Origin of the sequence: Pseudoduganella sp. R-34 (genome assembly GCF_049904655.1) — a bacterium.
In the GTDB taxonomy this organism is placed as follows: Bacteria; Pseudomonadota; Gammaproteobacteria; order Burkholderiales; family Burkholderiaceae_D; genus Rugamonas.
On sequence record NZ_CP184572.1, the window covers coordinates 2879151 to 2890733 of the forward strand.

Consider the following 11583-nt stretch of genomic DNA (forward strand, 5'->3'; position numbering starts at 1 on the left):
TCAGCTCATGAAAACAACTCTCTTGTTAATTCTCCTCAGTGGATTCGTAGGAGACAGTTTTGCTTACGACAATCAACTCAGTGACGCACCTCCGAAGGCCGAACAATACTCCGTTGAAGAAGTCGCCAAACTGCATGTTCGAGCAGAGAAAGGGGAGTTGCTTGCCGCGCAGTCGCTATTCACGCATTACTGCCTTGAGACGGATGATATGAAGTTGTGTGATTATTGGATGCTCAGAAGCGCACAGTTGGGTGACGAAAATATGCGTTGTTCGGTTATTCAGCAGTATCGTGAACTTGGAAAGTTCGCCAAATATAAAGCGGAAGTGAAAAAGCTAAGGAGGCGCGGTCAGTGTAAGCAGAGGTGAGTTGGCCGCATTGGCAAATCTCGGCGCGTGTCAAGGTAGTTGTCGCCCGATTCAAGCAGCAATTTGCTGAGTATGGCTCTCCTTTGCACTGGTGGAAACGACGTGATCGCGCTCTGGGTTCAAGGTAACGGCGCCACAAGGTGCCCAGTTGCGCGTATTACCCGACCAGCGGGCCGGATGGCGCGCCTGGGCGGCCAGATAGAGCTGATGCCGCGCTGCCAGAATAGCCTTGTCTTGCCCAGCATGGCGCTGTGCGGGGCTGACATAGCGAATGCCGCTGTGTCGATGTTCGACGTTGTACCACTGCACAAAGCGGGCGGCCCAGTCGCGCGTGGCGGCCAGATCGGCGAAGCCACCCGATGGGAATTCCGGGCGATACTTTGCGGTGCGGAACAGTGCCTCGGCGAACGCGTTATCGTCGCTCACACGCGGGCGCGAGTAAGAAGGCTTGATGCCCAGCCAATGCAGCATGGCCAACACCGTTATCGCCATGCACCACTGGCTTGTTGCGGTTCATAGCGACGCCTTCGGCCAATGCGGTGCGGCGCACCAAGTGACTGGCATGGTCGGCATCATCCTCGGCATGCACCTCCCAGCCAATGATCTTGCGGCTGTAGAGATCCAGGATCAAGTAGAGGTAAAACCAGCGGCCCGCCACCCGAGCCGGCAAATAGGTCATATCCCAGCACCAGACCTGGCCGGGCGCAGTGGCGATTTGTGTGGTCGGTGGCCGCTGCCGACGCGGCGCTTTGGCCCGACCGCGATGGCGAATCTGACCATGGGCGCGCAGGATACGACTGAATGTCGATTCGCTGGCCAAGTAGACGCCCTCGTCGGCCAGCATGGGGACGATGCGAGCCGGCGGCATGTCAGCAAAACGCGGTTCGTTCGCGGCGGCCAAAACGGCAGCGCGTTCGTTCTCCGTCAGCGCATGCGAAGGCAGAGGGCGTATTACCGTCGGCCGGCGGTCGCCGTTTTCCAAGCCGCCGTGCGCTTGCCAGCGTTGCAGGGTGCACGCATTCAAGCCGACTGTGGCACATGCCTCACTCAGGCGTGCACCGGCCTGGCAAGCGTCGGCGATATCTCGGGCCATGACTTGGCGATCTTCGAGTCCGATCATTCGTCCTCGGCCTTGTACTTGCTGAAGATCGCCTCGGCTTTTTTTGATAGCACGAGCAAAGCTGCCGTCTCCGCTAACGCCTTGTCCTTGCGGCGGATCTCGCGTTCCAGTTCCTTGATGCGGCGCCTGTCTTGCTTGGCCTCTGCCGCAGTCACGCGCTTCTCTCCAGGTTCGGCTAAAGCATTGATTGCATGCTCGCGCCACACTGCCAGCTCGTGCGGATAGACGCCATTACTGCGGCACCAAGCGCCTTTGTTTGCCTCGTCCATCATGGACGTCGCCAGCACCGCTTCAAACCGCGCGGCCGGCGTCCATTCGCGGCGTTGCGTCGGATTGGCCAGCGCTTCACTGCGCCAGCGTTCCAATGTCGATTCGCTCACGCCAATCGACAAGGCGACATCCTTGATCGACGCGCTCTCTGGCGGCAACAAACGCGCTACCGCCTTATCCTTAAATTCCTGTCCGTACCGTGCCACTTCACACTCCTGTTATCGCCCCCATTTTCTCAGATCTATCGGAGCGACAACTATTTTGACACTGGGGGCCAAGGCGAGGGTTCCCAGTGCTTGCCGGCCGCTGCCAGTTGTTGGATCCGTCGCTTAGTTGGTGGTGTTTCGTTCATTCGCTTTAGCGCCAGCAACAAGCTGGAAAAGTAGGGAGTGAGAGGAATTGTGCGGACACCTTCAATTTTGTCGCGGATGTTGAGGCTGCGCCATTTCAAGTCAACGTCCTCCCACCTAAGCAAGGCAAGTTCTTCGCGGCGTGCTCCGGTTAGCAATAGTCCTTGCAAATAAAAGCTGAATATTGGATTCGGGATCGCGCGCACTGCGGCGAACCAGTCCTTGAGTTGTTCACGCTGAAGGCAGTCGCCAGTTTTGGCGCGCGGCGGCGGCACGGCATCGCGCACCTTGCGCGCCTTGTAAGAATCGGCGGGAACAATACCGCAATACTCTTCCTGGCTGTCAGCCCAATGTATGAATGCCCTGAGCTTGCGGTAGCTCTGCGTGGTATTGGTAGGGCGGGCCGCAGATTCCTCAGCAGCCCATTCCGCCAGCACGGACGCGGACAAGTTCGCAAGTTTAAGCGGCATCAGTGGCGCAAGCGGGCCGGCCACCGTTTTCCCTTTGCCGCGCTTCTTGTTTAGGCCTCCCGGCGCGGCCAACTGGATATGGTCGGCGTAGTGTCGTTCGCTCCACCGGGGCTTTCTGTCCTCAAGATAAATCGGCCAGACCTCGCCAAGTGTCAAATCCCTGCGCTCAGCCTGAGATCTTGCCAATTCGTTCCTGGTGAGCTGCTCGACGCGCTGCTGGCGCGGATCGAGCCCAAGGTCGACCTGTGCTTTCAGGCGGGTCGCCTCTGCCTGTGCTTTGACCACGGTCCAGGTGCGAACGTCACCGATGGTTGTCCGTAATGTTTTGCCATTCAGGCGCGTCTCGAAGATGTATGATTTACTGCCGCCATCGCTGGCTCGGAGTCCCAACCCAGGGGTTTTTGCGTCCCAAAGCAGGGATTGTCGCTTACCTGGTTCGCATTGAAAGGCCGCGATCCGTTCTGTTGTGAAGTTGATTTTTGCCATGAGCCGATGGTCTGGAGCGCGCAGATTGCGTAGGCACTGCGTAGGCAAATTCTAGCAAAATAACGCCAAAAATCGGAAAGTATTGCTCAAGCGGCAAACCCTTTTTTCGCTTGTTTGTCGTTGAAAATCAAAGGTTTGTGAAGGAATCGGAAAACATTGAAAAGTGTGCAGGAGCGGACTTCTAAGCCGAGGGTCGCAGGTTCGATTCCTGCAGGGCAGGCCAATCTCAGCTTCGTTTCCAACTTGGAATTTTGGTATCCTCGCCCGATCGATAGATCATTGGCCAGAATTTGAACAAGTTGCGCTTTTTCGCCGCCTGTGCCGGCGCCCTTATTGTTTTCCAACCCATGCTGGCCAAGGCAACACCGCCACCAAGGCAGCCGCAGTGCATAGTCCCGCCTGCAGCAGCCCAGCCGATTTCAGCTGGCTATCGCTACAGTACGTCGCTGGTGGATGCGATGTTCAAGCGCTACCTGCAGGATTAGCCGAATTGTGCCGAGCTCCGCTTGGTCCTTGGCGAACCCAGTGGGCTGATCGGAAGCGAATTGAATGGGGAACTCAGCCGACGTTACGGCGGCGCAGGAGCGCCAGTGAAGCCAGGCCAATTGCCAGCAAGGGCAGTGAGCCTGGAACCGGCACTTTCGAGTTTTCCTCCGGCATGGCGGTCACGATGGTATCCAGGTCCAGCTGAATGTTCTTGCCTGCCATGAAGATGCCGCCCAGCTTGTTGCCCTGGTTGAAGTGCATATTGCTGTTGGCGCCGGAAGCGAACAGGGTGCCGAACCATTCACCCCAGGCGCCCTGCGTCCAGTTGCCAGTCGTTTCAGTGTAGATGTCGTTGGCGGTACCGTTCAGCATTTCGAAGTCGAAATTCGAGCCGATGTTCACGTGGTTTTTGATGAACAGCTTGATGGCGCCACCGGACAAGTCGAAGATGAACGCGCTCTCGGCACCGACAGTCAAGGAATCAAAGTAATACGTGCCTGCAGTCAGCTTCAGGGTGGAGTCGTACTCAAGGTTGACGTTGCCGTACTGGCCGCCCGCCAACACGGCCGTTGCGCCGGATTTGAGGCCGTATGCGTTTCCGCCCGACTTGAAATCGGTTGCAGGCGGCAAGGTATTCAGCGTTGGCGAATTCGTCTTGCCGGACACGTTGCCAGTCACATTGGCTTGATATTTCACTTCCACCTGGTTGCCGGCGGTGGCATTGCCTTTGATTTGCGAGTTCTGCTCAAGGGTGATGTTCCTGCCAGCTGCAACGTTGCCGGTTACCTGGGAGCCATACTTTACGGTGACGTTGCCTTTGGCGCCCACATCGCCAGTCACTTTGCTGCCTTGTTCCAGGGTGACGTTGTTGCCAGCGAAAAGGGTGAGTGGGGTGGCGTTAGCGAAAGCCGGGACCGTGAGAATGGCTGCGAGAGCGAGGAACTTTGGTTTCATGGATGGCATCTAAAATTTGCTTTTGGAAATTTTTAATAATCATAAGCAATTTTTAGGCCATGCATTTGTAAATCATTGATTTGTAGAGAAATGGCGTGGGTCAGGCATTCAGAAAGAATGCCGACTGTAAAGTTTCTCGACATTAAAAATCCAACAAAGATTGCTGTTTCTCTAATGTTGGCTTTTTCTTGGCAGCCGGGCGCGGATCTTCCCATGCCTGCATTAGTTCGTGCGGGTAGGGGCTGAGGAAGGCGCGGGCAACTTCAGGATCGCGGCAGGAGAGCCAGTCGCGGTAGGCTTCCGGGGGCACCACCACCAGGGTGCGCTTTTCCTCATCCGGCTTGTAGAAGCGCTTCAGTAAAGGGTGCTCATCGGCATTGATGGTCAGTTGCGTGAATGCGTGGCTAATGCTCCCGTCAGCTTCTTCCCAGCTGCGCCACATGCCGGCAACGGCAAAGGGGCTCTGGTCCGCCATGCTGATCTGCCAACGCACCGCCTTGCCGGACTCGTAATTTGGCTCGTAAAAACCGGTCATTGGAACCAGGCAAAGCTGGCTTGCACGCCAGTACTTGCTGTAGGAGCGCAGTTGGCCGATGGTTTCGCTGCGGGCGTTCATGGTGGTCAGCGATGGCATTGCGGCCGGAGCATGCCGGCGCGGCACAAAGCCGAAAGACGCGACCAGGCATTCCGGCTGGCCGTCGAGGCCAAGACGGATGATGGGGGCGTCGTAGTCCTTCCAGGTTTCATCGGGCCATTCCATGCCGGCGAGCGTGGAGAGGTCGAGATCCATCATCTCCTGCAGGAGGTCGCGTGAAGTCGGGCGGTAATTAGTGCACATCGGCCTATACTAACCGGGACGGGCTTGCTAAACTACTGTATATGCATACAGTTACACGAAAGCCGCTGACAGCCGCGCAACTTCGCGAAATCTGGCTTCGAAACCAGAATGAAGACATGCTCGCCGTGCTGTGGGAAGTCAAGCGCTTGCGTGGGCTGGTAGTGCGAGCGAGCCATCTGCATTGGACATTTCGCGATGAACTGAAGGACGAGCCGTGCTTGGAAGAGGATCGTCCGTTTGCCACGGAGAGGGAACTGCGGCGGCGGGCTAATGCAATCCGGAATGCGGACTGATAAGATCCCTGCATGAAAAAACTGCTCCTGGTGGGATCAACCGGCCTTGTCGGCCGTGAAGTGTTGAAGCTGGCGCTCGGCTCGCCGGAGGTTGGCCAGGTTGTCGCGCCTACGCGTCGCAGGCTGGAGCCGCATGCCAAACTGGTGGCGCCGATCGTGGACTTCGACCGGCTTCCGGCGCTGGAGCCCTGGTGGCAGGCCGATGCCGTGATCTGCACCCTGGGCACGACCATCAAGGTCGCGGGCTCGCAGGATGCCTTCCGCCAGGTGGACTACAGTTATCCGATGGCGGTGGCGCGATTGGCGCGCCAGCATGGCACGCCAACGTTTGTGCTGAATTCAGCACTGGGTGCGGACGCGGGATCGAGCGTTTTCTATAACCGCGTAAAGGGCGAGGCAGAGCATGGCGTGCGCTCGCTTGGCTTTGAAACGCTGGTGATTGCGCGGCCCGGTTTGATTGGTGGCATGAGGGAAGAATTCCGCCTCGGCGAAAAAATCCTGGTGCCGATCCTGTCGGCGCTTGGGCCGGTGCTGCCGCGCGCATGGCGCATCAACCCGGCCGGGAATATTGCCCGCGCCATGTTCGACGCGGCAATGCACCCGCAACCGGGTGAGCACATCATTACTTCGGACAGGATGGCCTGAGGCTCATTCTTCCAGCAGGCTGCGCAGCATCCACGCAGTTTTTTCATGCACGTCCAGGCGCTGGGTCAGCAGGTCGGCGGTCGGCTGGTCGTTGGCTTCGTCGACCACTGGCAGCAGCGAACGGGCTGTGCGGGCGGTTGCTTCCTGGGCGGTGACCAGGTGGCGCACCATGTCCATCGCCTTCGGCACGCCGGCCACTTCCTTGACGGTGCTTAGCTTGCCGAATTCGGCATAGGTGCCCGGCGCTGGATAGCCCAGCGCGCGGATGCGTTCTGCGATCAGGTCCAGCGCGGTCCACTGTTCGGTGTACTGCGTCATGAACATCTGGTGCAGGGAATTGAACATCGGGCCCTTGACGTTCCAGTGGAAGTTGTGGGTCATCAGGTAGAGCGAGTAGCTGTCGGCCAAGAGGCGGGACAGGCCATCGGCAATGCGTGCGCGGCTGTCGTCGGACAGGCCAATATCAATCTTCATTGCGTGTTCCTTTCGGTCAGTATTTGCCTGACGATTATTTCATGATTTCAAGCAGGCTGCTGTAATCGTCCGTCCATGGCCGCACATCCGGGGCGGGCGGCAGTTCGTGCAGGCCGGCGTATTGCAACAGCTTGTCGCGCTGGCCTATCAGCACCCAGGTGGCGGCGGTTGTTCCGCGCGATGGGTCGGATTTGTTCTGTGACAGGAAGGCCGTGCGGTGGAAGGTATCCGCAGCACGCCTCACAACGGGCGCCATGTCCAGGTAGCGGTTAGAGATATGAATGGCCAGCACTCCGTCCCGCTTCAGGTGGCGGAAGTAGATATTGAAGGCTTCCGTGGTCAACAGGTGTACCGGTACCGAGTCGCCCGAAAAAGCATCTACTGCCAGCACATCGAACTGCTGCGGCGCTTCGGCGCCCAGTACCAGGCGCGCATCGCCGAGGGCGATGTCTTTCCTGGCGGGGCAGTCGCGCAGGAAGCTGAAATAGCTTTCGGCGAAGTCGAGCACCAACGGATTGATTTCGTAGAAGCGGTACACATCGCCAGGCCGGCAATAGGCGGCCATGGTGCCGGCTCCAAGGCCGATCACGCCCACGTGTTGGGCGGCGCCATTGCGGCTGGCTGCGATGGCAATGCCGGCGCCGCTGTTGTTGCCGTAATAGCTTGTTGGCCAGCGCCGTTTCTGCGCTTCGAGAAACTGGCGTCCATGCACGATGGTGCCGTGGGTGAGCTGGCGGACCTGGCTTGGACCGGGTTCCGTATCCTTGATCTTGACCGTCCCATAGAAATTGCGGGCCTTGATGGTCGGTATCGCCGGCCAGATCGCGTTGGCGCCCCACAAGACGCCGACCAGGGTGGTGAAAAACACTGCCGCCTTGACGCGCGCGCCGCGCTTCACCGGCTCAGCGGGGCGGTGGTGGCATGCGGCTCCGACGATGCAAACGGCGGCAATGCAGGAAAGGGTCAGTTCGTAGTCGTCGTTGAACATGCGCGGCGCGAGCAGGCCGGTGAAGATGCCGCCGATTGCACCGCCAGTTGCGATCACCAGGTAGTAGCCGGTTAGCTGCGCGGGTTGCGGCTTGAGGCGCGCCAGCTCGCCGTGGCATGCCATGCAGAAGGTGAAAATGCTGGTGCTGAAGAGCAGGGTAGGCCACACAATCCCGCGTGGCATCAGGCTGGGGAACGTGGTGCAGGCAATCAGGAGCGGTGTCAGTAGTGCCATCAAGGGCAGGAACAGCCAGCGCCTGTACCAGCGCGCGCTTTCAAAGCAGAGGATGAACGTCAGGAGATAGATCACCAGCGGCAGTACCCAAAGCATCGGCACCGGGGCGATATTGGCTGTCAGGTGGCTGGTGGCTGCCATCAGGACCACCGTAGGCACGGCGGCCAGGCCACACCACAACAGGCTGTCGCGCAAGGTCGGCTTGCCCGCTATCGCATCTTCGCGCAGGGTATGGGGCACTGCGCTGCGGCCGCGCCCACTCAAGGCGAGGGCGGCGCAAAACAGGGCAAACAAGCCAAAGCCCGCCGACCAGAAAGTGGACATTTCCTTGACGGTAAAGCGTGGCTCGAACAGCAACGGGTAGCTCAGCAAGCCAAGCAGCGAAGCGAAGTTCGATAGTGCAAACAGCCGGTAGGGCACGCTGCCTGGGCGTTCCTGGGCGAACCAGTGCTGGACCAATGGCCCCGTGGTCGAAAGCAGGAAATATGGCAGGCCGATTGTTGCTGCCAGCAGGCCAAGCAGCAGGAAAGCCGGGTCGCTGCCGGTCGACGGCTTCCAGCTATCGCTCGGCATGATGGGAAGCGTGAGCGCTGCGGCCAGCAGCAAGCCTGCATGCAACCAGGCTTGCCGGCGCGGCGGCAGGTAGCGGCTGGTGAGGTGCGAGTAAAGGTAGCCCAGCAGCAGCGTGAACTGGAAGAACAGCATGCAAATCGTCCACGCAGCCGCGGATCCTCCGAACCATGGCAGGACCATTTTGCCGATAATGGGCTGCACCTGGAACAGCAGGAAAGCGCTGAGGACAATCGTTCCGGCGTAGAGAATGAGCATGCAAAATATTAACGCATGACGAGCCCCGCGGCGATGGTGAGCATGACCGCACCTGTCAGTCCTTCAATGCACTTCCAGGCCAGCGGGCGGCCGAACACGCCGGCCAGGCGCGTGGCGCCCCAGCCCAGTGCCGTGAACCACAGCAGGGAAGCGGTCATGGCGCCGGCCGAAAAGCCCACGCGCTGGCCGTCCGGATAGCTGCCGCCGACGGACCCCAGCAGCACGACCGTATCGAGATAGACGTGCGGGTTCAGCAGCGAAAGCGCGACGACGCTGGCCAGCGCCTGCCGGGCGCCCGGTGCCGGCGCACTGACGTCGACCGCCAGCGATTTTGGCGTCAACATCGAACGCCAGCTGCGCAGGCCATACCACAGCAGGAAGGCTGCGCCGCCCCAGCGCGCGGCCGCCAGCAAGAATGGCGAATCCTGGATCATCGCCCCGGCGCCAGCGACCCCCAGCGCGATCAGTATCACGTCAATCACGATGCAAGCGGCCACCGTCAACGCCACATGCTGGCGCTTGATGCCCATCCGCAGCACGTGCGCATTCTGGGCGCCAATTGCCATGATCAGACTCGCTCCGAGCCCCAAACCGTTCACATAACTCTGCATTTTTAACTCCTGTTGTGGAGCCGGAATTTTGCCGCCGCTAGCCACGCAAATGAAGCTGAATTAAGATGTTTCAGTGTTCATTAATTTTGCTAAAGGAGTGGTGCAATGATTCCGGACACGCGACAGGGCGAAGCTTTGCTGGCTGTGATCGATTCCGGCAGCTTCGAGCAAGCTGCCGCGGCCCTGCATTTGACGCCGTCGGCGGTGTCGCAGCGGGTCAGCGGGCTGGAGTCGGCAGTTGGCGCTCCACTGCTGATCCGCAGCCGCCCGATCCGCCTGACCAGCGCCGGGCAGCGCCTGGTGCAATACCTGCGCCGCAGCCGTTTGATGGAGCAGGAATTCCTGGCCGAATTAAAAGCCGATGAGGCCATGCCGCCGCGCATTCCGGTTGCGGTGAATAATGACACGCTCGGCACCTGGTTCCTGCCGGAATTGAGCGCTTTCCTGAATCGCGAAAACATCCTGCTGGAGATAATCCTGGACGATCAGGATCACACTTATTCGCTTTTTGAAAAGGGCTTGGTGCTGGCAGGGGTTTCCAGCGAGCCCCAACCAATGCGTGGTTGCCGCTCGCAGCACCTGGGTTTCATGCGTTATCGATTATTGGCGCAACCGGAATTCGTGAAGCGCTGGTTTCCGGAGGGGTTTACCCGAGAAGCAGCGCGTAAAGCGCCGGTCATGTTTTTCGATCGTAAAGATTCGCTGCAGGCGATATTCATCGAGCGTGAACTAGGGCTGCCGCTTGGGGCATACCCGGTCCATTACGTTCCTTCCAGCGACCCTTTCGTTGAATCCATCCGGCTGGGAATGGGCTATGGCATGCTGCCGCGCCAGCAATATAAAGATCTTCTGGAATCGGGAGAGCTGGTGGATTTGGTTCCAGGCAAATGTCTCGACATCCAGCTGTATTGGCATTCATGGCGCATTCAGTCGCCGAAGCTGGAGATGCTCACTGAACAGGTGCTTGCCGCCGCTGGGCGGGCACTGGATCGTTAGACTCGAAGTTGGTGCGAACGCGCCAATTGCTGGCGCGCGGCGGGCGTAAAAAAGCCCGCACTCGGCGGGCTATCGATTAATACGTGTAGAACATGCGCTGCAGTTCTTTGGTATTGCTGGTTTTGGTCATACCCAGCATCAGCAGGATGCGGGCCTTTTGCGGGCTCAGGGTATCGGAAACCACGAAGTCCAGTTCGTCGTCATTTGCTTCGCCATTACGAGCCAAGATGCCATTGCCAACGCGGCTGGCGCGAACAATAACAGTGCCGTTCTTGCGCGCTGCAATCAGTTCCGGTTTTACTTTGGCGGCCAGGCTGCCATCGCCAACGCCTGCGTGGACAATGCCTTTGGCCCCTGCGGCGATAAAGGCGTTCAGCGCAACCGCATTCATATTCGCATAGCCGTACACGATATCGACTTGCGGCAGGACGCTCAGGTTCGAAATATCAAATTCGGTGTCGACGGTATTTTTGCGAGTCGAGGTGCGATAGAAGAATGCCTTTGGACCTTGCACATAACCGAGCATGCCCAATTCCGGGGTCTTGAAAGAGTCCGGGGTGGAGGTATTGGTTTTCGTTACTTCGCGCGCGGCATGGATTTGATCGCCCAGGGCCACCATGACGCCTTTGCCAATTGCATCCTGGCTACCGGCAATCAATACCGCGTTGTACAGATTGATCGGGCCGTCTGCCGACAGCGCGGTACCCGGGCGCATGGCGCCAACCAGCACAACCGGCTTGCGCGACTTGACCACCAGGTTCAGGAAGTAGGCGGTCTCTTCCATGGTATCGGTGCCGTGGGTGATGACGATGCCATCCACGTTCGGTTGCGCCAGCAGCGTGTTGACGCGCTTGCCCAGGGTGAGCCAGTGCTCGTTGGTCATGCTTTCGGAAGCAATCTGGAACACTTGTTCGCCGGTCACGTTTGCAATCTTGGACAGTTCCGGTACCGCGTTTATCAATTGTTGGACGCCGACAGTCGCGGCAGTGTAGCCGACCGTTGTGGTGGAAGTGGCGCCCGAGCCGGCAATGGTGCCGCCGGTGGCAAGAATCGTGACGTTCGGCAGCTTCTCCGCGTGAACGCTGAAGGCAAGCAAGAAGGCAAACAGGGCAAAAATGAACTGCTTGGCTGTGTTACGTTGCATAAGTTCTCCTGTACTTAGTTTTAAGAATG

Annotated in this window: 11 protein-coding genes and 1 pseudogene; 3 read left to right on the plus strand and 9 right to left on the minus strand. The window is 58.9% G+C overall.

Annotated features, from left to right (window positions below):
- Window positions 1–7 precede the first annotated feature (7 nt).
- Window positions 8–367 carry a hypothetical protein gene (locus ACN9MW_RS13350; RefSeq protein ID WP_426171357.1) on the plus strand — a complete coding sequence of 120 codons (360 nt, stop codon included), beginning with the start codon at window positions 8–10 and terminating at the stop codon, window positions 365–367.
- 51 nt (window positions 368–418) lie between these two features.
- Here ACN9MW_RS13350 and ACN9MW_RS13355 read toward each other — a convergent pair.
- The 5 genes and pseudogenes from ACN9MW_RS13355 to ACN9MW_RS13375 all read right to left on the minus strand — a co-directional run bounded on the left by ACN9MW_RS13355 (window position 419) and on the right by ACN9MW_RS13375 (window position 5296).
- Window positions 419–1963, minus strand: a pseudogene (locus ACN9MW_RS13355) (IS3 family transposase).
- Between the two features lie 50 nt (window positions 1964–2013).
- Window positions 2014–3063, minus strand: a complete 1050-nt coding sequence (locus tag ACN9MW_RS13360) for an integrase arm-type DNA-binding domain-containing protein (RefSeq protein ID WP_426171358.1) — start codon at window positions 3061–3063, stop codon at window positions 2014–2016.
- 86 nt (window positions 3064–3149) lie between these two features.
- A complete protein-coding gene (locus ACN9MW_RS13365) occupies window positions 3150–3407 on the minus strand; it encodes a hypothetical protein (protein ID WP_426171360.1) in 258 nt (85 codons plus the stop codon).
- Between the two features lie 214 nt (window positions 3408–3621).
- On the minus strand, window positions 3622–4503 hold the full coding sequence (locus ACN9MW_RS13370; RefSeq protein ID WP_426171362.1) for a DUF7305 domain-containing protein: 882 nt from the start codon (window positions 4501–4503) through the stop codon (window positions 3622–3624).
- A gap of 142 nt (window positions 4504–4645) precedes the next feature.
- Entirely contained in the window at window positions 4646–5296 is a 651-nt protein-coding gene (locus ACN9MW_RS13375) for an SOS response-associated peptidase (protein ID WP_426171364.1), read from the minus strand.
- Between the two features lie 350 nt (window positions 5297–5646).
- On the opposite strand from ACN9MW_RS13375, the gene ACN9MW_RS13380 reads away from it, so the two are divergent.
- Entirely contained in the window at window positions 5647–6279 is a 633-nt protein-coding gene (locus tag ACN9MW_RS13380; protein ID WP_426171365.1) for an NAD-dependent dehydratase, read from the plus strand.
- Between the two features lie 3 nt (window positions 6280–6282).
- Here the strand turns inward: ACN9MW_RS13380 and ACN9MW_RS13385 are convergent, their stop codons facing one another.
- Genes ACN9MW_RS13385 through ACN9MW_RS13395 form a run of 3 tightly spaced genes read right to left on the minus strand, consistent with a single transcriptional unit; the run spans window position 6283 to window position 9369 of the window.
- Window positions 6283–6753, minus strand: coding sequence for a Dps family protein (locus ACN9MW_RS13385; protein WP_130313738.1), 471 nt, complete (start codon window positions 6751–6753; stop codon window positions 6283–6285).
- A gap of 34 nt (window positions 6754–6787) precedes the next feature.
- The gene (locus ACN9MW_RS13390; protein ID WP_426171367.1) at window positions 6788–8803 is read right to left on the minus strand and encodes a spermidine synthase; all 2016 of its coding nucleotides are present in this window, start codon (window positions 8801–8803) and stop codon (window positions 6788–6790) included.
- Between the two features lie 8 nt (window positions 8804–8811).
- Window positions 8812–9369, minus strand: a complete 558-nt coding sequence (locus tag ACN9MW_RS13395) for a LysE/ArgO family amino acid transporter (protein WP_426171368.1) — start codon at window positions 9367–9369, stop codon at window positions 8812–8814.
- Window positions 9370–9519: 150 nt separating this feature from the next.
- On the opposite strand from ACN9MW_RS13395, the gene ACN9MW_RS13400 reads away from it, so the two are divergent.
- On the plus strand, window positions 9520–10410 hold the full coding sequence (locus ACN9MW_RS13400) for a LysR family transcriptional regulator ArgP (RefSeq protein WP_426171370.1): 891 nt from the start codon (window positions 9520–9522) through the stop codon (window positions 10408–10410).
- 76 nt (window positions 10411–10486) lie between these two features.
- Here the strand turns inward: ACN9MW_RS13400 and ACN9MW_RS13405 are convergent, their stop codons facing one another.
- Window positions 10487–11554, minus strand: a complete 1068-nt coding sequence (locus ACN9MW_RS13405) for a type II asparaginase (protein ID WP_426171372.1) — start codon at window positions 11552–11554, stop codon at window positions 10487–10489.
- Window positions 11555–11583: the final 29 nt, after the last annotated feature.